This window comes from Pseudomonas sp. WPR_5_2 (assembly GCF_003634475.1).
GTDB lineage: Bacteria > Pseudomonadota > Gammaproteobacteria > Pseudomonadales > Pseudomonadaceae > Aquipseudomonas > Aquipseudomonas izuensis.
The window spans coordinates 21772-43735 of record NZ_RBLA01000012.1; the positions used below are offsets into that span (position 1 = coordinate 21772).

Sequence of the window (21964 nt, forward strand, 5' to 3'; positions counted from 1 at the left end):
ATACTTCGAACGACACAAACCCGTGGGAGCAAGGCTTGCCCGCGATGGCGCCCGTAAGGTTTATTTAATGTCTGATCACAACCAGATCGCATCCCACAGCGGATAATCTCCAACTTTATCGACTAATCCCGCACGCAATGGATTGGCGACGATGTAACGAGCTACTGCCTGTAGATCCTCTTCTTTTCGAATGGCGCGGTCATGAAATCCCGACTGCCACAATGAACCTTCTCTCTGTAACAAGCGGTTGAGCGCGACCGTTGTCCGCGACTTCGTGCGCCCCATTAAAGTGCGCAATGGCATGCTTTTCAGTTCGATCAGCCAATGGAAATGATCCGGCATGACGACGAAGGCTAACGAGTTGGCAGATTGCTCTTGTTGCGCTTTGCGAAATGCGTCGACAACCAATCGGCCCGCCTCAAAGCCGGAAAGGACGGGCTGACGGTTGTTAACGACAACCGTCAGCAAATAGATCTGCCCCTCCTCCGAGTAGCGACCCGAACGCAAACGATGGGATTGATGCTGGCTTGGCATGAGTGATCCTCCTTGATCTTGGCCTGAGTCATCAGGCTAGATGGTTGAAGGAGGGTCGGAGCTAATCAATTGATCGGGATGTGTCTGAGCTGACGTCATCGCGGGCAAGCCTTGCTCCCACAGGGCTCCGGTTGTACGCAACGCTTCGAACGACACAAACCCGTGGGAGCAAGGCTTGCCCGCGATGGCGACGGTACTAACTCCTCAAAAACGCCTGATGCATCTCCTCAAGTGTTTCGAAATGCCAGGCCGGAGCTTCGGCGCTCAACTCTTCGTGACTGCCAAACCCGTAGCCCACCGCTGCCGCATCCAGCCCGTTGCTACGGGCACCGATCAGGTCGTGCTTGCGATCGCCGATCATCAGGGTGTTGGTCGGGTCGAGGCCCTCTTCGGCCATCAAGTGGGCGATCAGTTCGACTTTGTTGGTGCGGGTGCCGTCCAGTTCGCTGCCGTAGATCACTTTGAAGTGTTTGGCGAAGTCGAAATGACGGGCGATTTCCCGGGCGAAGATCCATGGTTTCGAGGTCGCGATATACAGCTGTCGACCCTGTCCGCCAAGGGTTTCCAACAGCGGCGTGACACCGTCGAACACGCGGTTTTCGTACAGCCCGGTGACCTTGAAGCGTTCGCGGTAGAAATTCACCGCTTCCCAGGCCTTGGCTTCGTCGAAGTCATAGAACTGCATGAACGCCTGCAACAACGGCGGGCCGATGAAATGCTCGAGCCTGGTCAGGTCGGGTTCGTCAATGCCGAGCTTGCTCAAGGCAAACTGAATCGAACGCGTGATGCCTTCGCGAGGATCGGTCAGGGTGCCATCGAGGTCGAACAAAATCGTTTGGTAATGCATGAAAATTCCTGGGCAGAGTGCAACAGTTCAGATCCGGTCGTAGCCTTCGGCCAGATGCAGATCCTTGAGCTTCACGTAGTTCGCCGCGCTGTAGGTGAAAAAGGCTTGTTCCTTGTCAGTCAGAGGCCGGATCTGTTTCACCGGACTGCCCACATACAGGAAACCGCTTTCCAGGCGCTTGCCCGGTGGCACCAGGCTACCGGCACCGATGATCACATCATCGGCGACCACCGCACCGTCCATGACGATGCTGCCCATGCCGATCAAAACCCGGCTACCGACAGTGCACCCATGCAGCATGACCTTATGGGCGATGGTCACATCATCACCGATCAGCAACGGGAAACCGTCGAGGTTGAACGGCCCGGCGTGGGTGATATGCAACACGCAACCATCCTGCACGCTGGTGCGTGCACCGATGCGGATGCGGTGCATGTCGCCGCGGATCACCGTCAATGGCCATATCGAACTGTCTTCGCCGATTTCAACATCGCCGATCACCACCGCCGAGCTGTCGACAAAAGCGCCATTGCCGAGTAATGGCGTGTGGTTCTGATACTTGCGAAGGGACACGATAGGTTCTCTCTCTGTCGCTGATAGCTGCGGTGAGTGCCGATTGTAATTAAGATGGCTGCATGATTCTTCCAGCCAAGGTGCCAACCGTGAGCGTGAACAACCCTCTTTTGCAGTCCTACGACCTGCCGCCGTTCTCCGCGATCCGCGCCGAACACGTGCAACCGGCCATCGAACAGATCCTGGCTGACAACCGCGCCGCCATTATCGAGATCCTGAAGACCCAGGGCAAACAGCCGACCTGGGCCGGCCTGGTGCTGGCGATGGATGAACTCAATGACCGTCTGGGCGCGGCCTGGAGCCCGGTCAGCCACTTGAATGCCGTGTGCAACAGCGCCGAATTGCGCGAAGCCTATGAATCCTGCCTGCCAGCCCTGAGCGCCTACTCCACCGAGATGGGCCAGAACCGCGAGCTGTTCCAGGCCTATGAAGCCCTGGCCAGCAGCCCGGAAGCCGCCGGTTTCGACGTGGCGCAGAAAACTATTCTGGAACACGCCCTGCGCGATTTCCGCCTGTCGGGTATCGACCTGCCGGAAGCCGAACAGAAGCGTTATGCCGAGGTACAGAGCAAGTTGTCCGAACTGGGCAGCCGCTTCTCCAACCAGTTGCTGGATGCGACCCAGGCCTGGACCAAACACATCACCGACGAAGCCGCCCTCGCCGGCCTGACCGATTCGGCCAAGGCGCAAATGGCTGCCGCGGCCCAGGCCAAAGACCTCGACGGCTGGCTGATCACCCTGGAATTCCCGAGCTACTACGCGGTGATGACCTACGCCCAGGATCGTGCCCTGCGCGAGGAAGTCTACGCCGCCTACTGCACCCGTGCGTCGGATCAAGGCCCGAATGCCGGTCAGAACGACAACGGTCCGGTCATGGAAGAAATCCTCGACCTGCGTCAGGAGCTTGCCAAATTGCTGGGCTTCGCCAGTTTCTCCGAGCTGAGCCTGGCCACCAAAATGGCCGAATCCAGCGATCAGGTGCTGAGCTTCCTGCGCGATCTGGCCAAGCGCAGCAAACCGTTCGCCGCTCAAGATCTGCAACAGCTCAGGGCGTACGCCGCCGAACAAGGTTGCCCGGATCTGCAAAGCTGGGACAGCGGTTTCTACGGCGAAAAACTCCGCGAACAGCGCTACAGTGTTGCCCAGGAAGCCCTGCGTGCCTACTTCCCGATCGATAAAGTGCTGAGCGGCCTGTTCGCCATCGTGCAACGCCTCTACGGCATCGAGATCGCCGAGCAAAAAGGTTTCGACACCTGGCACCCGGATGTTCGCCTGTTCGAAATCAAGGAAAACGGCCAGCACGTCGGCCGCTTCTTCTTCGACCTGTATGCCCGCGCCAACAAACGTGGCGGTGCCTGGATGGACGGTGCCCGCGACCGTCGCCGCACTGCAGAGGGCGTGCTGCAAAGCCCCGTAGCCAACCTGGTGTGCAACTTTACCCCGGCCGACAGCGGCAAACCTGCGCTGCTGACCCATGATGAAGTCACCACCCTCTTCCACGAATTCGGTCATGGCCTGCATCACCTGCTGACCCGTGTCGAACATGCCGGTGTATCCGGCATCAACGGCGTGGCCTGGGATGCGGTCGAGCTGCCGAGTCAGTTCATGGAGAACTGGTGCTGGGAACCCGAAGGCCTGGCACTGATCTCCGGCCATTACGAAACCGGCGAGCCACTGCCTCAGGACCTGCTGCAAAAAATGCTCGCGGCGAAAAACTTCCAGTCCGGCCTGATGATGGTGCGCCAACTGGAATTCTCGCTGTTCGACTTCGAACTGCACGCCACCCACGGTGACGGTCGCAGCGTGCTGCAAGTGCTTGAAGGTGTACGTGACGAAGTTTCGGTAATGCGTCCGCCGGCCTATAACCGTTTCCCCAACAGCTTCGCCCACATCTTTGCCGGTGGTTACGCCGCGGGTTACTACAGCTACAAATGGGCAGAGGTGCTGTCGGCCGATGCCTTCTCGAAGTTCGAAGAAGAAGGCGTGCTCAACGCAGCTACAGGTCGCGCGTTCCGCGAGGCGATCCTGGCGCGCGGCGGTTCTCAGGAACCGATGGTGTTGTTCGTCGACTTCCGTGGCCGTGAGCCATCCATTGACGCACTCTTGCGCCATAGCGGCCTGAGTGAAGGCGCGGCAGCATGAGTGAGGGTCCTGTGATTACCAAACGACGTTTTATTGCCGGCGCGGTTTGCCCGGCCTGCAGCGAGCCGGACAAGTTGATGATGTGGAGCGAAGACAACGTGCCACATCGCGAGTGCGTGGCCTGCGGTTACTCCGATACGCTGAATGAACAAGGTCTGTCGGTGCCCAAGGAGTTGGGCACACGGGTCAATACACCCGTGGTGAAATCCACGGATGTCAAAGTTCAAGCCGTGCAGTTTTTTCCGAATCCAAAACTGAAGAAAAAGCCTGACGAGCAGCACTGAGTAACAAAGACACCCTTCCACTGCGCAATGCAGTGGAAGGCGCTGTTACTGGAGGTGGGCCGACTGGAACCAGCTCTTCATCGAACACGCCGCGAATGGGCTCGTGCTGCAATCGCCATTGGCCAACGCGGTGCGAAGTTTGTCGACATCCGCTTTCATCATGTAGCGAACGCCGTCCTTGAAGTGGGTGCTGTCACCAAAGCCCCCCTGAGTCATTTCGCTCAACGCGTCTTCCTTGCTCCAACCCTGCACCACCACCCGATACATGGCCGCCATCAGCCCGGTCCGGTCCGAGCCGTGCTTGCAGTGCATCAGTACCGGGCCTTTGGCTTCGGCGGTTTGAATGGCACGCAGCGCCTTGAGCACATCGGCGTCGTCTACATGATTGGTGCGATAGGGTAACTGCACCTGTTCGATACCGGGTGTGCTCAACCAGCGTGAATCCGGTTCGGGCAGAAAGCTGATCACCGTTGCGACCTTGAGTTTTTCCAGTAACGGTACCGCTCCTTGGTCGGGTAGAGCGCTACGGTAGAGCGTCGGCGACATCTGGAAGAGGTTGTATTGTTTCTCTACCGGTTGCGCCCATTCCGATGGACGAGGCGAGGCAGAGTCGTCGGCGAATACCGGTGTCAGGTTGAGGCAGGCGACCAGCGACAGGCACATCGCAGGGATAAGGCGCATCAGGGACATGAATGGATGACCGTCAGGAGTAGCAGGATGATGACACCCATATTTAGCTACAAGCGGTCAAAGGCCCGTGAGCCGACTGTCAAAGAATTGTGAACCCGCCGTTTTAATGCCGTCGGTCAAAAGCACGCTTCGGACACATCATTAATACTTCGTTGTTATGACGTGCAAGTTTATCAACTAAACCCACATGATTTTTCATATAGGTTTAGCCCGACAAATCAAGGATTCAAGATATTGGAATAAGCCTTGGCCAGTGCCAACAGTTTTGCTTCGTCATCTTTATCAATATCGCCATCACCGTCCACATCCTGGCGAACAGTATTAATACGAAAGGACTTTCCGCCATCACTGGATACAGCCTCGATGCAGAGGCAATCCACCAAAGCCTCTGTCTGCTCCTGGTTTACCGGATCCCAGCCTGACTCCTTGCGGGCAAGCTGCATCGAAACTCGCGCTTCTCGAGGGTTGACCGGACTGGGAGTCAGCAATTGCAAAAAAATACCACGTTGATTAAAAGTCGACATTCAATAACTCCATTTATTAAGCAATCAACAACCACTGTGTGAGCGGTAAATATACTGAGTACTTACACACTCAAGCTATTCGACATGTATTTCCACGAATGACCAAAGTTGAACTGATTAATCCAACGATCACGAGTTTCAATGCGGATAAGGGCTAAATATGCCGAACGGCACTGGCCGCTTTGCCAAACCTCGGATACTGTATGCACATACAGCAATGAGCGTTGATCATGAGCACTCCCTTGCCACCCCGTGGACGCGGCACCGCGACCAATCCGCACAATCGCTTCTCCCCCAATCGCTCGGTCGCCGAGGACGACGGTTGGTACCAGGAAGTACCGTTGACCCAAGGCACCGAGGTGCGCATCGAGACGGCAAAGACCATCATCACCCGCAACAACTCACCGGATCTGCCCTTCGATCGCTCGATCAACCCCTACCGTGGTTGCGAGCACGGTTGCATCTATTGTTATGCGCGCCCCAGCCACGCCTATTGGGACATGTCACCCGGGCTGGATTTCGAAACGAAGCTGATTGCCAAGACCAACGCCGTAGAGGTGCTGGAAGAACAGCTGTCCAAACGCGGCTATCGATGCGCGCCGATCAACCTCGGTTCCAATACCGATCCCTACCAACCAATCGAACGCGAATACAAAATCACCCGGCAAACCCTCGAAGTGCTGCTGCGTTACCGTCATCCGGTGACCATCGTCACCAAGGGCTCGTTGATTCTTCGTGATCTGGATCTGCTGACCGAGCTGGCCCGGCAGAGATTGGTGGCAGTGATGATCAGCCTGACCACCCTGGACGATGAGCTCAAACGCATCCTCGAACCCCGCGCTGCGGCGCCCAAGGCCCGATTACGGGCGATCAGGGTCATGCGCGACGCGGGGATTACGGTTGGGGTGCTGTGTTCACCGATGATTCCGATGATCAACGACAGCGAACTCGAAAACCTGCTCACCGAGGCCCACGCAGCCGGTGCGCAAAGTGCGGCCTACATGATGCTGCGCCTGCCGCTGGAAGTGGCGCCGCTGTTCTCAGAATGGTTGGACGCCCACTATCCGCAACGGGCCGCCCATGTATTGAGCCTGATTCGCCAGAGTCGTGGTGGGGAGCTTTACGACAGCCGCTTTGGGGCGCGGATGCGTGGTGAAGGCCCCTTTGCCGACCTGCTGGCACAACGCTTTGCCAAAACCCTCAAGCGTCTGGGGCTCAATCATCGGGAAGGCTTTAATCTGGACTGCGAAGCCTTTTGTCCGCCGGGTCGCCAAATGTCGTTGATTTAAGGACAATTGGCCTATCGTTGAGTACTGGAAAACTTGGGCAAATTTTAGCCTGGTCACGTTTTCCGTGACCTGGAACATACGTTCTAGAGCGCTTGATTCAGTTTGAGTTAAGATTCGGCCGCTACCTTGTTCATCGAGTGACTGATGGGTCAGTCTTTTTGACCTGGATGTTTTTTAACCAGCCACTGGCTTCACACCGGAAAACACGGGATAACTCCCAGCGTTCGCCAAAGAGGATGAATCATGAGTGACAAGGATAAACAGCCGTTGGCTGCGTCGGCTTCTGCGCAACCTGGCGCGGAAACCGCCGATGCAGCGTTGAAGCATATCGTTGACGGCTTTTTGCATTTTCATCAGGAGATCTTTCCGCAACAGGAAGAACTCTTCAAGAAACTCGCCACGGCTCAAACGCCACGGGCAATGTTCATTACCTGCGCTGACTCGCGCATCGTCCCCGAACTCATCACCCACAGCTCTCCTGGCGATCTGTTCGTCACCCGTAACGTCGGCAACGTCGTCCCGCCATACGGGCAGATGAACGGCGGCGTTTCCACTGCCATCGAGTACGCGGTGCTGGCACTGGGCGTGCAGCACATCATCATTTGCGGCCACTCCGATTGCGGTGCGATGCGGGCGGTGCTCAACCCCCACACCCTGGAAAAAATGCCCACGGTCAAAGCCTGGCTGCAGCATGCGGAAGTGGCGAAAACCATGGTGCACGACAACTGCAACTGCGCCGACGAAAACGAAACGATGCATGTCCTCACTGAGGAAAATGTCATCGCTCAATTGCAACACTTGCGTACCCACCCCTCGGTAGCCTCGCGCATCGCGAACGGTCACTTGTACATCCATGGCTGGGTCTACGACATCGAGACCAGCAAGATCAAAGCCTACGACGCGGATCAGGGTCGATTCCTGCCGCTCGATGGCAGCCTGCCGATTCCGATGGCGACGCCAAAAGCGCGCTTCTAAACCCTCCTAAAAAACCGTGTGGTTTGACGCCGGCCGCTGTTTCAGCGGTCCGGCCTTGCCATGCCTGAAGAAAACTTCGGGAGATTCATCATGCGTGCTGCTCAACTCAAAGCTGTTCTGCCACGGGAGTTATTGGCTTCGGTGGTTGTGTTTCTGGTCGCCCTGCCCCTGTGCATGGGCATCGCCATCGCTTCGGGGCTGCCCCCTGCCAAAGGCCTGATCACCGGGATCGTCGGCGGCCTGATCGTGGGTTGGTTGGCAGGCTCTCCGTTACAAGTCAGCGGTCCCGCGGCAGGCCTGGCCGTTCTGGTGTTCGAACTGGTGCGTCAGCACGGGGTGGTCATGCTCGGCCCCATCCTGCTGTTGGCGGGGTTTCTGCAGCTGCTGGCCGGGCGCTTGAAGCTGGGTTGCTGGTTCCGGGTCACTGCGCCCGCGGTGGTGTACGGCATGCTCGCCGGGATTGGCGTACTGATCGTGCTTTCGCAAGTGCATGTGATGCTCGACGCTACGCCCAAGCCCTCCGGTCTGGATAACCTCACGGCGTTCCCCAACGCGGTGGCCCAGGCACTGCCATCGTTCGGCTGTCAGGCTGGACTGCTCGGACTTTCGACCATCGCCGTGATGTGGCTGTGGGAAAGACTCCGTCCGCACGCACTGCGCTTCATTCCCGGGGCGTTGCTCGGGGTCGGTATGGCAACGATCGCCAGTCTGCTACTGGCATTGCCGGTCAAACGGGTTGAAGTTCCAGCCAACCTGGCCGAAGCCATCGACTGGCTCAAACCGGCGGACCTGCTCAATCTGGCCGATCCCACCCTGTTGATCGCCGCCTTCGCCGTGGCCTTCATCGCCAGCGCCGAAACCTTGCTATCCGCCGCGGCCGTGGATCGTATGCACAGTGGGCAGCGTTCGGACTTCGACCGTGAATTGTCAGCGCAAGGTGTCGGCAACATGCTTTGCGGGTTGCTCGGCGCGTTGCCGATGACCGGGGTAATCGTGCGCAGTTCGGCCAACGTCCAGGCCGGGGCTACCACCCGCTACTCGACGATTTTCCACGGGCTGTGGCTGCTGGCGTTCGTATTGCTGCTGTCGAGCGTGTTGCAAAGCATTCCGGTGGCGAGCCTGGCCGGCGTGTTGGTTTATACCGGTTTCAAACTGGTGGACCTCAAGGCTTTCCGCGGCCTGGGTCGCTATGGCCGAATGCCGATGTTCACCTATGCCGCGACGGCATTGGCGATCATCTTCACTGACTTGCTGACCGGTGTGCTGATCGGTTTCGGCCTGACACTGGTGAAACTCGCACTGAAGGCTTCACGACTGAAAATCAGCCTGATCGACCTGCCCCGGGACGGCGAAATGGAGTTGCGCCTGGTGGGCGCGGCGACGTTCCTCAAAGTGCCGGCCCTGACACGGGTGCTGGACAGCATTGCGCCAGGCACAACGGTGCATGTGCCGCTCAATCACCTGAGCTACATCGATCACTCGTGTCTGGAGTTGCTGGAGGAATGGGGGCGGGCGAATGCGGCCAAGGGTTCGAAGTTGTTGATTGAGTCGCGCGGATTGAAACGCAGGCTGGAGGGGCGGGTGCGGACCAATACCGGCATAGGTACAGTCGGGTAGATAACCCTGTGGGAGCGAGCCTGCTCGCGAAAGCGTTCTGTCAATCGACGTAAATGTTGAATGATCAAAAGCATTCGCGAGCAGGCTCGCTCCCACAGGTTCCGGGGTGGATCAAGCCACGGTCTGATCCAGCTCCAGGCCCACGCCAAGGCGGCGGGACATGCACGGCCAGCGTTTCCAAGCGGCGCCGGTGTCGGGGCTGCTGAGCTTCTCGCGGTAGGCTTCAACCGATTCCAGCGCAAAGCTTTCGTCGTCGAGCATCTCGTCCACGGCGTGATGCACTGCCTCGTCCAGTTGGTTGGCAAATTCTTCACCGATCAACTGGTGAGCAATCAGATTGGCGACCGTCATGTCCAAGGGGATCAGTGGCTGGCCGAAATGCTTGATGTACAGGTCATTGACCTCTTCGACAAAGCGGTGCGCCAGGTAGGCTTCATCCAGCAGGCTGTCGAGTCCGACGTGACCGGCCATGATCGCCGGCGGCTGGAGGAAGTACTGCTCGGCGATTGTCAGCACCGGTTTGATCTGTGACTCAATGCCCGCTTCCCTGGCGACTTCATTGGCTGCATCCAGCAGGTCAGGTACTTCATCAATATAGGCGGCGACAAAACGCGTCAGCACGCCGTTGGCGTCAGTCTCCGGCAATTGGATCGCCGGGTGTAAATGAGGCAGTTTGCTTTCCAGCTGACGAGTCAGCAGGCCGGTCTCGGCTTCGTGTTGTTGGGCTTTTTGGATCTGCTCGCGCAATGCGGCGGTGTTCATGAAAACTCCAGGAAACAAAGGCAATGAAATAGGGAAGACATAACTTAGCTGGCATATGAAAAATGCTAAGACGCATTTGTCATAATTATTTCATCCTTGAGACGCCTCCGTTATATCGGTTTGCCACCACTCGTCTGCATCCTTCTCCATTCGTGACCTGCAACGCAAGTTAATGCTGTTTCAGATGATTTACGCCGCCACATTGCGAGGTGAGAGCCGCTGTCTATACTCGCTCATGAATGGAGTTAGCTGATGACGCCCGACTGCAACTGCAGCAAGGCCCGGCGATTCAAGTTCGTAGTCTGATGCAGCCGCTCCCTTGCCGCAGGTGAAAGCCGGCGGGATAACAAGAACGATAAGGGGAACCCGCAATGATGCGACATCCACATGTCTGGATGGGCCTCCTGTTGTGGTCGATTTTCAGTCAGGCACAAGCGGCCTGGACTGTGAATATGGCGCCTGGAGCGACTGAAATCAGTCACGCTGTGTTTGACCTGCACATGACCATTTTCTGGATCTGTGTAGTGATCGGCATCATCGTCTTTGGCGCCATGTTCTGGTCGATGATCCTTCACCGCCGCTCGACGGGGCAGGTGGCGGCAAAATTTCATGAAAGCACCACCGTCGAAATCCTCTGGACCATCGTGCCCTTCGTGATTCTGGTGGTCATGGCGGTTCCAGCGACGGCCACCCTGATCAAGATGTACGACGCCAGTGAACCGGATATCGATATCCAGATCACCGGCTATCAGTGGAAGTGGCATTACAAGTACCTGGGCCAGGACGTCGAATTCTTCAGCAACCTGACCACGCCCGCCGACCAGATCCACAACAAGGAAACCAAGGGCGAGCACTACTTGCTCGAGGTCGACAAGCCTTTGGTGCTGCCGATCGGCGCCAAAGTGCGCTTCCTCGTGACGTCCGCCGACGTGATTCACTCCTGGTGGGTGCCGGCCTTCGCGGTCAAGCGCGATGCCATTCCGGGGTTCGTCAACGAAGCCTGGACCCGCATCGACAAGCCCGGCATCTACCGTGGTCAGTGCGCCGAACTGTGCGGCAAGGATCACGGATTCATGCCGATCGTGGTCGAGGTCAAGGACAAGCCTGACTACGAAAAATGGCTGGGTGAGCGCAAGGCAGAAGCCGCGCAACTCAAAGAGCTGACCAGCAAGGAATGGACCCTCGACGAGCTCAAGGAGCGCGGCGACAAGATTTATCACACCACCTGCGTAGCCTGTCACCAGGCCGAAGGCCAGGGCCTGCCGCCGATGTTCCCGGCTCTCAAAGGCTCGAAAATCGCCACCGGGCCAAAAGAAGCGCACCTGAGCCTGGTCTTCCACGGCAAGCCCGGCACCGCCATGGCGGCGTTCGGCAAGCAGCTCTCGGAAGTCGATATCGCGGCGGTCGTGACCTATGAACGTAACGCCTGGGGCAACAACAAGGGCGACATGGTCACGCCAAAAGAAGTGCTGGAGTTGAAACAGGCGGAAAGCAAATGACCCGGTCCATTGCGCACACCAGGAACCGGCCGGGGCAATGCACCCCGGCCTGCCCAGCCCGTCTGTTTGCAGGAGACAGAACATGACTGCTGTAATCGATGACCCTGTCCATACCCACACCGAGCACGCCCACGGCCCTGCCAAGGGTCTGATGCGCTGGGTGCTGACCACCAACCACAAGGATATCGGCACGCTGTACCTGTGGTTTGCCTTCTCCATGTTCCTCCTGGGCGGTACGTTCGCGATGGTGATTCGCGCCGAACTGTTCCAGCCGGGGTTGCAGATCGTCCAGCCGGAATTCTTCAACCAGATGACCACCATGCACGGTCTGGTGATGGTGTTCGGTGCGGTGATGCCGGCCTTCGTCGGTCTCGCCAACTGGATGGTCCCGCTGATGATCGGCGCACCGGACATGGCCCTGCCGCGAATGAACAACTTCAGCTTCTGGCTGCTGCCGGCGGCGTTCATTTTGCTGGTATCGACCCTGTTCACCCCAGGTGGCGGTCCGAACTTCGGCTGGACGTTCTACGCGCCGCTATCGACGACCTATGCGCCGGAAAGCGTGACGTTCTTCATCTTCGCCATCCACTTGATGGGGATCAGTTCGATCATGGGGGCGATCAACGTGATCGCCACCATCCTCAACCTGCGCGCCCCCGGCATGACGTTGATGAAAATGCCGCTGTTCGTCTGGACCTGGCTGATCACCGCGTTCCTGCTGATCGCGGTGATGCCGGTGCTGGCCGGTTGCGTAACGATGATGCTGATGGACATCCACTTCGGCACCAGCTTCTTCAGTGCCGCCGGTGGCGGTGATCCGGTGCTGTTCCAGCATGTGTTCTGGTTCTTCGGCCACCCCGAGGTGTACATCATGATCCTGCCGGCCTTCGGTGCCGTCAGCTCGATCATTCCGGCCTTTTCACGCAAGCCGCTGTTTGGCTACACCTCGATGGTCTACGCCACGGCATCTATTGCCTTCCTGTCCTTCATCGTCTGGGCGCACCACATGTTCGTGGTCGGCATTCCGCTGGTGGGCGAGTTGTTCTTCATGTACGCCACGCTGTTGATCGCGGTGCCCACCGGGGTCAAGGTGTTCAACTGGGCCAGCACCATGTGGCAGGGTTCGTTGACCTTCGAAACACCGATGCTGTTCGCCGTGGCGTTCGTCATCCTGTTCTCCATCGGTGGTTTCTCCGGGCTGATGCTGGCTATTGCGCCGGCGGACTTCCAGTACCAGGACACCTACTTCGTGGTCGCGCATTTCCACTACGTGCTGGTGCCGGGAGCGATCTTCGGGATTTTCGCCTCGGCCTACTTCTGGCTACCGAAATGGACCGGCCACATGTACGACGAAACCCTCGGCAAGCTGCACTTCTGGCTGTCGTTCATCGGCATGAACATGGCCTTCTTCCCGATGCACTTCGTGGGGCTGGCGGGCATGCCGCGGCGGATTCCGGACTACAACCTGCAATTCGCCGACTTCAACATGGTGTCGTCGATCGGTGCGTTCATGTTCGGCGCCACCCAGATCTTCTTCCTGTTCATCGTGATCAAGACTATCCGCGGCGGTCCGCCAGCACCGGCCAAACCGTGGGACGGGGCTGAAGGCCTGGAGTGGAGCATTCCGTCACCGGCGCCGTATCACACATTCACCACGCCGCCGGAAGTGAAATGACTGTGGGAGCGAGCCTGCTCGCGAAAAACGATGACGCGGTTTGCCTGCTGAACCGCGGAGCCTGCTTCGCGAGCAGGCTCGCTCCTACAGGGTTTGGTGTTGAGGATTCGAATCATGGCTGACTCGATTTCGATGAAGAAATTGGTCACACGTTTATTGATCGTGGTGGTGGCGATGTTTGTCTTCGGGTTTGCCCTGGTTCCGATCTACGACGTGATGTGCAAGGCGTTCGGTATCAATGGCAAGACCGCCGGGCAGTACGAGGGTGAGCAGACAGTCGATGCCTCGCGGCAGGTTCGCGTGCAGTTCCTGACGACCAACTCTGTCGATATGCCCTGGGATTTCTACCCCAAGAGCGATGAGCTCACGGCCAACCCGGGGGCGGTGAGCGAGATGATCTTCATTGCGCACAACCCCACCGACCGCCCGATGAGCGCCCAGGCCGTGCCGAGTATCGCGCCGAGCGCGGCGGCAGCGTATTTCCACAAGACCGAATGTTTCTGCTTTACCCAGCAAGTGCTGCAGCCCGGTCAACGGATCGAGATGCCGGTACGTTTCATCGTTGACCGTGACATGCCCAAGGATGTGAAGCACCTGACGCTGTCCTACACGCTGTTCGATATCACCGCCCGACATCCACCGGTCGCTGTAAACACTGGCGGTTGAGCGTGCCCGATAAGGAGAACAATAAATGGCAACTCATGAACATTATTACGTTCCGGCCCAGAGCAAATGGCCGATCATCGCCACGATCGGCATGGTCACCACCGTGTTCGGCCTGGGCACCTGGTTCAACGACCTGAAAGCAGCGCGGCCGGAATCCCACGGCCCGCTGATCTTTTTCGTCGGTGGCCTGCTGTTGGCCTACATGCTGTTTGGCTGGTTCGGCACAGTGATCAAGGAAAGCCGCAGCGGGTTGTACAGCGCCCAGATGGATCGCTCGTTTCGCTGGGGCATGAGCTGGTTCATCTTTTCGGAGGTCATGTTTTTCATCGCCTTCTTCGGCGCGCTGTTTTATGTGCGCCACATTGCCGGTCCCGCGCTGGGCGGCGAAGGCACAAAAGGCATCGCCCACATGCTGTGGCCAAACTTCGAATTCACCTGGCCGTTACTGAACAACCCGGACTCCAAACTGTTCCCGCCCCCCAAGGAAGTCATCAGCCCCTGGGGTCTGCCGCTGCTCAATACCGTGTTGCTGGTGAGCTCCAGCGTCACCATCACCATCGCCCACCACGCCTTGAAAAAGGGACATCGCGGCGCGCTGAAACTCTGGCTGGCGATCACCGTGCTGTTGGGATGCGGGTTCCTCAGTTTCCAGGCCGAAGAGTATATCCACGCCTACCACGAACTGGGCCTGACCCTGGGCTCGGGCATCTACGGCGCCACGTTCTTCATGCTCACCGGGTTCCACGGTGCGCACGTGACCATCGGCACCATCATCCTGTTCGTGATGCTGATGCGCATCTTGCGCGGGCACTTCGACAATGAGCATCAGTTCGGCTTCGAGGCGGCAAGCTGGTATTGGCACTTCGTGGACGTGGTGTGGATCGGGTTGTTCGTTTTCGTTTATGTGCTTTAGAGCAGCTGCAAGCTTTGAGCTTTGAGCTTGTAGCTGCGTGATTTGCGCGCCCTACCAAGGTGCGTGCGATACCAACTGGCCGCTGAAGAAACCCCAGGCAATCAAGCCGACGGTGCAGGCGGCCAAGGCAACACGAACACTCAAGGCAATGACGAGGCGGTTCGAGCTGCTGTCGTCCTTGACCAGAAAAAACAGGCCGCTGAACAGGCTGACAACCGTGGCAATCAGCATCAGGACGATAGCTGCTTTGAGCATGGTGAGACTCCGGGGAGACAAGCGATGCACTTGAGTATAGCTATCGCACTGACCGACTTTCTGGCGACGCCATGAAGCGCTTCCGGCCGGGCGTTGTGCCAACACTGGTGGTCGCGATCCTGCTGCCGCTGCTGGTGTCGCTCGGGTTCTGGCAATTGAACCGGGGCGCGGAAAAAAGCGCGCTGCTGCAAACATACGCGGAGCGTCGGGTTGCCGAATCGATGGCCAGCACCGAGCTGCAACACACGGCAGACCCGGCCTTTCGCCGGGTGCGCCTGCACGGCCAATTCGATGCCGCCCATAGTCTGTTGCTGGATAACCGCCAGCGTGGCGGCAAGGTCGGGGTCGAGTTGCTGCAACCGTTTCAGGATCAGGTGACCGGACTGTGGCTGCTGGTCAACCGCGGCTGGCTGCCATGGCCGGACCGCCGTACACCTCCACAATTTTCTACACCGGCTGAGCCCCTGAGCCTCGACGCCTGGGTCTACGTTCCACCCGGTGCGGCTTTCCAGCTCCACGCCGACCCAAGCACCAGTACCTGGCCAAAACTGCTGACGGCAGTTGACCCCAAGGCCCTCTGGACTGCCCTGGGCCGCGAGGGCTTTGCCTACGAATTACGCGCAGAAACCGGACCTGCGACTTACCAGGCCGATTGGCCGGTGGTTGCCACGGGCCCGGAAAAACACATCGCTTATGCCGTGCAGTGGTTTGCCATGTCGATCGCCCTGCTCGGCCTCTATCTCTACCTCGGCTGGCACAACGCAAAGGAGAAACACCATGGGAGCGGCCATGAATCCACCCAGCATGTCTGAGGCAAAAGCGCTGCCGAGTCGGCGCAAGGGACGTTTGCAGCTACTGCTGATTGTGCTCGGGGTAGTCGGTCCGATGATCCTCGCCACCGGCATGTACAAATTGCAGTTCTGGGTGCCGGAAGGCCGCAGTTATCACGGCGAACTGATCGGCAACGGCCAGACCCGCGCCGACCTTGGCGTGCAGGCGCAGGAAGACCGCTGGCAGTTGCTGGTAACGGCACCCAAGGAGTGTTCGGTGGACTGCCAGCAACTGGTTTATCTGGCCCGACAAATCCAGATCGGCCTCGGTCGCGATGCCGGTCGCGCCAGTCACGCACTCGCGGTGACACAACCGCTGAGCAGTGATTACGAGACTAAACTTCAACACGAGTACCCGCAGTTGCAACGCTATTCCCTGGATCCGCAGATCTACACCAAAGGCGCCCAGGGCAATGACACCGCGCACCTGTGGATCATCGACCCCCACGGCAATCTGGTGCTGCGCTACGACCCGTCAGTCAAAGGCAAGGACCTGCTCAACGACCTGCGCCACCTGCTGAAACTGTCGAACATCGGATAAGGGCATCGTCATGGCCAAACCTGGATTTCGCCTCGCGCTGTTTGCCACCTTCCTGGCACTGATGGTGGTGTTGCTCGGCGCCTACACCCGCCTGACCCACGCCGGTCTCGGATGCCCGGATTGGCCCGGCTGTTATGGCTTTATCAGCGTGCCGAAAAGCGAAGCCCAACTGGCCCATGCCGAACTGCACTTCCCGGATGCCCCGGTGGAAGCCCATAAGGGCTGGAACGAGATGGTTCATCGCTACTTTGCCGGCACCCTCGGCTTGCTTATCTCGATATTGGCCGGTCGCGCCTGGGTCCATCGCAAGCATCCGGGGCAACCGGTGAAGCTGCCGCTGTTCCTGTTGGCCGTGGTGTTCGCCCAGGCGGCCTTCGGCATGTGGACGGTCACGCTCAAGCTCTGGCCGCAGGTGGTGACCGGGCATTTGCTCGGCGGATTCGCCACCTTGAGTCTGTTGTTTCTGCTGACCTTGCGCCTGTCCGGCGTATTGCCGGCGCTGACGGTGCCACGTCGCTTGCAACACTGGGCGACCGCCGGCCTGTTGCTGGTGATTTTGCAGATCGCCCTCGGCGGCTGGGTCAGTTCCAACTATGCCGCCGTGGCCTGTATCGACTTCCCGACGTGCCATGGCCAATGGCTGCCACCGGCGGATTTCGCCAATGGTTTTCACCTGACCCAGCACATCGGTCCGAACTACCTCGGGGGGCAGCTGGACAGCGATGCCCGCACCGCGATTCACCTGACTCACCGTATCGGCGCGCTGCTGGTGACCTTGGTATTGCTCGGCCTGGCCTGGCAACTGAAACTCGTCGGCATGACGCGGCTCGCCGGGTTGGTGCTGATCGCCCTCGCGGCGCAAATTACGCTGGGCATCAGCAACGTGCTGTTTCATCTGCCGTTGCCGGTGGCCGTGGCGCACAACGCCGGGGGCGCGGCGCTGCTGCTGACGATGGTGCTGGTCAACTATCACGCGCGAACCAGTCTGGTTCGGGTCAAGCAGCCGGCACGCTGGCGCTTCAGTCCGCGTAAACACTCAGCCGGGCCCATAACAATAAAAGGAGAGATGCCATGGCGATTCTGATTGGCGAGCGTCACAGCCAGGCGATCTGGCGTGACTACCTGGAGCTGACCAAACCCAAGGTGGTGGTGCTGATGCTCATCACCTCGCTGGTCGGGATGTTCCTCGCCACTCGCGCCGGCGTGCCATGGACCGTGCTGGTGTTCGGCAACCTGGGGATTGCATTGTGTGCGGGCGGTGCGGCGGCGGTGAACCATGTGGTGGATCGGCGGATCGACGCCGTGATGGCCCGAACCCACAAGCGCCCATTGGCCGAGGGCCGGGTCTCGCCTGCCGCCGCACTGACCTTTGCCTTGATACTGGCACTGCTCGGCCAGGCCTTGCTGCTGGCCTTCACCAATCCGCTGACGGCGTGGCTGACTCTCGCCTCGCTGCTCGGTTATGCAGTGGTCTACACCGGTTTCCTCAAACGTGCGACGCCACAGAACATCGTGATCGGCGGGCTGGCCGGTGCTGCCCCGCCCCTGCTCGGCTGGACCGCGGCCACCGGACACGTCAGCGCCGAACCGCTGTTGCTGGTGCTGATCATCTTCGCCTGGACGCCGCCGCACTTCTGGGCACTGGCTATCCACCGCAAGGAGGAATACGCCAAGGCCGACATCCCGATGCTGCCGGTGACCCATGGCGAGCAATACACCAAGGTGCATATTCTGCTTTATACCGGCGCGCTGCTGGCCGTCAGCCTGATGCCCTACGTGATCCACATGAGCGGCCCGCTCTACCTGATTTGCGCCATCGGCCTGGGTGCGAGGTTTCTGCAATGGGCCGTGGTGCTGTACCGTGGCACTCGGCCGCACGCGGCGATCAACACCTTCAAGTACTCTATCTATTACTTGTTCCTGCTGTTTATCGCCCTGCTCGTAGACCACTACTTATTGTTGAACCTATGACCCGAACCCAGAAAACCGTCTTCATCCTTGTCGCCCTGATCGCGCTTGTCCTGGGCCTGACCATCAATAAAGTGCTCTCCGGCAAAGGCCAGGGCGACCCGACGGCGCTGATCGATGCCGGTATTATCCTGCTACCGCAAAGCCGCAATCTGCCGGATGTCACGATGACAGACCAGGACGGTAAACCGGTGGCGATCAACGAGCTCAAGGGCAAGTGGAGCGTGCTGTTCTTCGGTTACACCTTCTGCCCGGACATCTGCCCGACCACCCTCGCCCAACTGCGCCAGATCAAGAGCGAACTGCCGCCCGAGGCTGTGGCCAAGTTGCAGATCATTCTGGTCAGCGTCGACCCGAACCGCGATACGCCCAAGCAACTCAAGCAGTACCTGGGTTACTTCGATCCGCAGTTCATCGGCCTGACAGCGACGTCGACCCAGGAGCTGCAAAAGGTCGCCAACGCCGTGAGCATCCCGTTCATTCCGGCGGACACCAGCAAGCCGAACTACACCGTCGACCACAGCGGCAACCTCGCGGTCATCGGCCCGGACGGTACGCAGCGCGGGTTTATTCGAGCGCCTTTGAACAATGCGAAGCTTGTGGCGCAGTTGCCGGTGATGGTTAACCGCAAATAACCACACAAAACCCTGTGGGAGCGAGCCTGCTCGCGAAGAGGCCATAACATTCAACATCATCGTTGACTGGCAAACCGCTTTCTCGAGCAGGCTCGCTCCCACAGTTACGGTGTTTCGGGCACAAAAAAGGGGACGCTCACGGCGTCCCCTTTTTCGTTGCATCCGCCAATCAGAACGCCGGCACGACCGCGCCTTTGTACTTCTCGATGATGAAGGCCTTCACTTCCGGGCTGTGCAGGGCAGCCACCAGTTTCTTCATCGCGTCGCTGTCCTTGTCGTCAGGACGGGCAACGAGGATGTTCACGTAAGGCGAGTCGCTGCCTTCGATGACCAGCGCATCCTTGGCCGGATCGAGCTTGGCTTCCAGCGCATAGTTGGTGTTGATCAGCGCCAGGTCGACCTGGGTCAGCACGCGCGGGATGGTCGCGGCTTCCAGCTCACGGAATTTCAGGTTCTTCGGGTTCTCGGTGATGTCCTTGACGGTCGACAGAATGTTGTTTGCATCCTTCAACTTGATCACGCCTGCCTTGTCCAGCAGCAACAGCGCGCGGCCGCCGTTGGTGGCATCGTTCGGGATAACCACAGTGGCGGTGCTTGGCAGCTCATCCAGCTTCTTGTACTTGCTGGAGTAAGCGCCCAGCGGCTCCAGGTGCACGCCGGCAACCGACACCAGGTGGGTGCCCTTGGCCTTGTTGAACTCATCGAGGTATGGCTGGTGCTGGAAGAAGTTGGCGTCCAGACGTTTTTCCGCCACTTGCACGTTCGGCTGGATGTAATCGGTGAAGACCTTGACCTTCAGGTCCACGCCTTCCTTGGCCAGCGCCGGTTTAACGAACTCGAGGATTTCCGCGTGCGGCACCGGTGTGGCGGCGACCGTCAAAGTGTCGGCAGCGTGGGCGGAAAAGGCTGCAACGGCAGCGAAGGCGACGAGTAGTTTTTTCATTCAGCTAACTCCATGTGAGGCGCCCGTTGGGCGCCTGCCAGCGAATGGCCGGCTCATGTCTTACTTACGGGAAAAGTGGACGACCAATTTGTCGCCGACGGTTTGCAGAACCTGCACCAGCACCAGCAGCAATACCACCGTGACCACCATCACATCGGTCTGGAAACGCTGGTAACCGAAACGGATCGCCAGGTCACCCAGACCACCGGCGCCCACCACACCAGCCATTGCCGTGTAGGAAACCAGTGTAATAGCTGTCACCGTAATCGCCGCGAAGATGCCCGGACGGGCTTCGGGCAACAAAGCGTTGGTGATGATCTGCCGCGTGGTCGCGCCCATCGACTGGGTCGCTTCGATGATGCCGCGATCCACTTCACGCAACGCGGTTTCCACCAGTCGCGCAAAGAACGGCGTGGCGCCTACCACCAGTGGCGGGATCGCACCGGCGACACCCAGCGAGGTGCCGGTGATCAACACAGTGAACGGGATCATCACGATCAGCAGAATGATGAACGGCAGCGAACGCAGGATATTCACCACCAACGACAACATCGCGTAGACGCCTTTGGCTTCCAGCAATTGACGCGGACTGCAGAGGAACAGCAACACGCCCAGCGGCAGGCCCAGCAACACGGTGAACAACAGCGAACCGCCGAGCATCAGCAGGGTATCGCCGGTGGCCAGCCAGATTTCAAACCAGTCGATATTGGCGAAGAAACTTGTCAGGGCTTCCATTAACGCAGCACCTCCATGTGGACGTCCGCTGCGGTGAAGCGGGCGAAAGCCGCCTCCATGTCACCGCCCGTCACGGCCAGGGTCAGTTGCCCGTAAGGGATGTCTTTGATGCGATCGATACGACCGGCGAGAATGCTGTAGTCCACGCCGGTTTCGCGGGCGACGGTGCCCAGCAATGGCGCGTAGGTCGCTTCGCCCTGGAAGGTCAGACGCACGATGCGACCCGGCACATGCGCAAAGTCGTCGCGCTGTTCACTTTCGTCGATGTGCTCGTCTTCCTGTACGAATCGCTTGGTGGTCGGGTGTTTTGGATGCAGGAACACCTCGGCCACCGAACCTTGCTCGACGATCACGCCTGCGTCCATCACCCCTACCTGGTCGCAGACCCGGCGAATCACGTCCATTTCATGGGTGATCAGCACAATGGTCAGCTTCAACTCGCGATTGATCTCGGCCAGCAATTGCAGGACCGACGCCGTGGTCTGCGGGTCCAGTGCACTGGTGGCTTCGTCGCACAGCAGGATTTTCGGCTTGGTTGCCAGGGCGCGGGCGATGCCGACACGCTGCTTCTGGCCACCAGACAACTGCGCCGGGTACTTGTTGGCGTGATCGGACAAACCAACTCGGGCGAGCAACTCGGCGACGCGCCGGTCGATGTCGCTGCGGGACAATTCACCGGCCAGCGTCAGCGGCAGCGCGACGTTATCGGCCACGGTCTTAGAGGCCAGCAGGTTGAAGTGCTGGAAAATCATGCCTACCTGCTGACGGAAACGGCGCAGCCCGTTGGCGTCGAGCGCTGTGACTTCCTCGCCATCGACGATGATCTTGCCGCCACTGGAATTTTCCAGGCGATTGATCAGACGCAGCAGGGTACTTTTTCCCGCACCGGAATGGCCGATCAGGCCAAAGACCTGGCCGTTCTCAATCGTCAGATTGGTCGGGTGCAGGGCGGGGATATCCCTACCGGCGACGCGGTAGGTTTTATGGACGTTTTGAAACTCGATCACGTAGCGAACCTTGTGGGGCGCGTTGAAAAAGGATCAGCGGTTAGCCGGGGCGCGCATTTTA

Annotated in this window: 24 protein-coding genes; 14 read left to right on the forward strand and 10 right to left on the reverse strand. The window is 59.0% G+C overall.

Annotation, left to right across the window (positions count from 1 at the left end; genetic code table 11):
• Positions 1-75: 75 nt before the first annotated feature.
• The 3 genes from BJ917_RS30405 to BJ917_RS30415 all read right to left on the reverse strand — a co-directional run bounded on the left by BJ917_RS30405 (position 76) and on the right by BJ917_RS30415 (position 1954).
• Positions 76-534: a transposase gene (locus tag BJ917_RS30405; RefSeq protein WP_096514044.1), complete on the reverse strand. Its 459-nt coding sequence runs from the start codon at positions 532-534 to the stop codon at positions 76-78.
• A 196-nt stretch (positions 535-730) separates the two neighbouring features.
• Positions 731-1381 carry an HAD family hydrolase gene (locus BJ917_RS30410; protein WP_121105980.1) on the reverse strand — a complete coding sequence of 217 codons (651 nt, stop codon included), beginning with the start codon at positions 1379-1381 and terminating at the stop codon, positions 731-733.
• A 27-nt stretch (positions 1382-1408) separates the two neighbouring features.
• The gene (locus tag BJ917_RS30415) at positions 1409-1954 is read right to left on the reverse strand and encodes a gamma carbonic anhydrase family protein (RefSeq protein ID WP_121105982.1); all 546 of its coding nucleotides are present in this window, start codon (positions 1952-1954) and stop codon (positions 1409-1411) included.
• 62 nt (positions 1955-2016) lie between these two features.
• Between BJ917_RS30415 and prlC the strand changes: the two genes are divergently transcribed.
• The gene (gene prlC / locus BJ917_RS30420; RefSeq protein WP_177435626.1) at positions 2017-4095 is read left to right on the forward strand and encodes an oligopeptidase A; all 2079 of its coding nucleotides are present in this window, start codon (positions 2017-2019) and stop codon (positions 4093-4095) included.
• A complete protein-coding gene (locus BJ917_RS30425) occupies positions 4092-4379 on the forward strand; it encodes a YheV family putative zinc ribbon protein (protein WP_096514047.1) in 288 nt (95 codons plus the stop codon). Before prlC ends, BJ917_RS30425 begins: the two co-directional genes overlap by 4 nt.
• 45 nt (positions 4380-4424) lie before the next feature.
• On the opposite strand, the gene BJ917_RS30430 is transcribed toward BJ917_RS30425, so the two are convergent.
• Together BJ917_RS30430 and BJ917_RS30435 are read right to left on the reverse strand one after the other, a co-directional pair.
• Complete coding sequence (locus BJ917_RS30430; protein WP_096514048.1) at positions 4425-5069, reverse strand: tyrosine-protein phosphatase; 645 nt, start codon at positions 5067-5069, stop codon at positions 4425-4427.
• A 218-nt stretch (positions 5070-5287) separates the two neighbouring features.
• Positions 5288-5593, reverse strand: coding sequence for a hypothetical protein (locus BJ917_RS30435; RefSeq protein ID WP_096514049.1), 306 nt, complete (start codon positions 5591-5593; stop codon positions 5288-5290).
• A 230-nt stretch (positions 5594-5823) separates the two neighbouring features.
• Between BJ917_RS30435 and BJ917_RS30440 the strand changes: the two genes are divergently transcribed.
• The 3 genes from BJ917_RS30440 (at position 5824) to BJ917_RS30450 (ending at position 9474) form a co-directional block, all read left to right on the forward strand.
• Entirely contained in the window at positions 5824-6882 is a 1059-nt protein-coding gene (locus tag BJ917_RS30440) for a PA0069 family radical SAM protein (protein ID WP_121105984.1), read from the forward strand.
• Positions 6883-7125: 243 nt separating this feature from the next.
• Positions 7126-7857, forward strand: a complete 732-nt coding sequence (locus BJ917_RS30445) for a carbonic anhydrase (protein WP_121105986.1) — start codon at positions 7126-7128, stop codon at positions 7855-7857.
• A gap of 90 nt (positions 7858-7947) precedes the next feature.
• Positions 7948-9474 (forward strand): SulP family inorganic anion transporter, encoded by a 1527-nt coding sequence (locus BJ917_RS30450; protein ID WP_121105989.1) that lies wholly within the window; start codon positions 7948-7950, stop codon positions 9472-9474.
• A 111-nt stretch (positions 9475-9585) separates the two neighbouring features.
• Here BJ917_RS30450 and BJ917_RS30455 read toward each other — a convergent pair whose 3' ends face one another.
• Complete coding sequence (locus BJ917_RS30455; RefSeq protein ID WP_096514053.1) at positions 9586-10236, reverse strand: hypothetical protein; 651 nt, start codon at positions 10234-10236, stop codon at positions 9586-9588.
• A gap of 371 nt (positions 10237-10607) precedes the next feature.
• On the opposite strand from BJ917_RS30455, the gene coxB reads away from it, so the two are divergent.
• The 4 genes from coxB to BJ917_RS30475 all read left to right on the forward strand — a co-directional run bounded on the left by coxB (position 10608) and on the right by BJ917_RS30475 (position 14989).
• A complete protein-coding gene (gene coxB / locus BJ917_RS30460) occupies positions 10608-11735 on the forward strand; it encodes a cytochrome c oxidase subunit II (protein ID WP_096514054.1) in 1128 nt (375 codons plus the stop codon).
• 82 nt (positions 11736-11817) lie between these two features.
• A complete protein-coding gene (gene ctaD / locus BJ917_RS30465) occupies positions 11818-13410 on the forward strand; it encodes a cytochrome c oxidase subunit I (RefSeq protein ID WP_096514055.1) in 1593 nt (530 codons plus the stop codon).
• 114 nt (positions 13411-13524) lie between these two features.
• Complete coding sequence (locus BJ917_RS30470) at positions 13525-14076, forward strand: cytochrome c oxidase assembly protein (protein WP_096514056.1); 552 nt, start codon at positions 13525-13527, stop codon at positions 14074-14076.
• Between the two features lie 25 nt (positions 14077-14101).
• Entirely contained in the window at positions 14102-14989 is an 888-nt protein-coding gene (locus BJ917_RS30475) for a cytochrome c oxidase subunit 3 (protein ID WP_096514057.1), read from the forward strand.
• A 51-nt stretch (positions 14990-15040) separates the two neighbouring features.
• On the opposite strand, the gene BJ917_RS30480 is transcribed toward BJ917_RS30475, so the two are convergent.
• A complete protein-coding gene (locus tag BJ917_RS30480; RefSeq protein WP_096514058.1) occupies positions 15041-15244 on the reverse strand; it encodes a twin transmembrane helix small protein in 204 nt (67 codons plus the stop codon).
• Positions 15245-15315: 71 nt separating this feature from the next.
• On the opposite strand from BJ917_RS30480, the gene BJ917_RS30485 reads away from it, so the two are divergent.
• From BJ917_RS30485 to BJ917_RS30505, 5 genes are read left to right on the forward strand one after another with little or no spacing between them, the layout of a single operon-like run.
• Positions 15316-16056, forward strand: coding sequence for an SURF1 family protein (locus BJ917_RS30485; protein ID WP_096514059.1), 741 nt, complete (start codon positions 15316-15318; stop codon positions 16054-16056).
• Complete coding sequence (locus tag BJ917_RS30490; RefSeq protein WP_096515610.1) at positions 16022-16615, forward strand: hypothetical protein; 594 nt, start codon at positions 16022-16024, stop codon at positions 16613-16615. The genes BJ917_RS30485 and BJ917_RS30490 overlap by 35 nt, the downstream gene beginning before the upstream one ends.
• A gap of 10 nt (positions 16616-16625) precedes the next feature.
• Positions 16626-17699 (forward strand): heme A synthase, encoded by a 1074-nt coding sequence (locus tag BJ917_RS30495; protein WP_121105991.1) that lies wholly within the window; start codon positions 16626-16628, stop codon positions 17697-17699.
• A complete protein-coding gene (gene cyoE, locus BJ917_RS30500) occupies positions 17687-18586 on the forward strand; it encodes a heme o synthase (RefSeq protein ID WP_121105993.1) in 900 nt (299 codons plus the stop codon). The genes BJ917_RS30495 and cyoE overlap by 13 nt, the downstream gene beginning before the upstream one ends.
• Complete coding sequence (locus BJ917_RS30505; RefSeq protein ID WP_096514062.1) at positions 18583-19218, forward strand: SCO family protein; 636 nt, start codon at positions 18583-18585, stop codon at positions 19216-19218. Before cyoE ends, BJ917_RS30505 begins: the two co-directional genes overlap by 4 nt.
• Before the next feature lie 169 nt (positions 19219-19387).
• Here BJ917_RS30505 and BJ917_RS30510 read toward each other — a convergent pair whose 3' ends face one another.
• The 3 genes from BJ917_RS30510 to BJ917_RS30520 are packed head-to-tail and all read right to left on the reverse strand — an operon-like array spanning position 19388 to position 21903.
• Entirely contained in the window at positions 19388-20161 is a 774-nt protein-coding gene (locus BJ917_RS30510) for a MetQ/NlpA family ABC transporter substrate-binding protein (RefSeq protein WP_096514063.1), read from the reverse strand.
• Positions 20162-20221: 60 nt separating this feature from the next.
• Entirely contained in the window at positions 20222-20896 is a 675-nt protein-coding gene (locus BJ917_RS30515; RefSeq protein ID WP_095194468.1) for a methionine ABC transporter permease, read from the reverse strand.
• On the reverse strand, positions 20896-21903 hold the full coding sequence (locus BJ917_RS30520; protein WP_121105995.1) for a methionine ABC transporter ATP-binding protein: 1008 nt from the start codon (positions 21901-21903) through the stop codon (positions 20896-20898). Before BJ917_RS30520 ends, BJ917_RS30515 begins: the two co-directional genes overlap by 1 nt.
• Positions 21904-21964 lie beyond the last annotated feature (61 nt).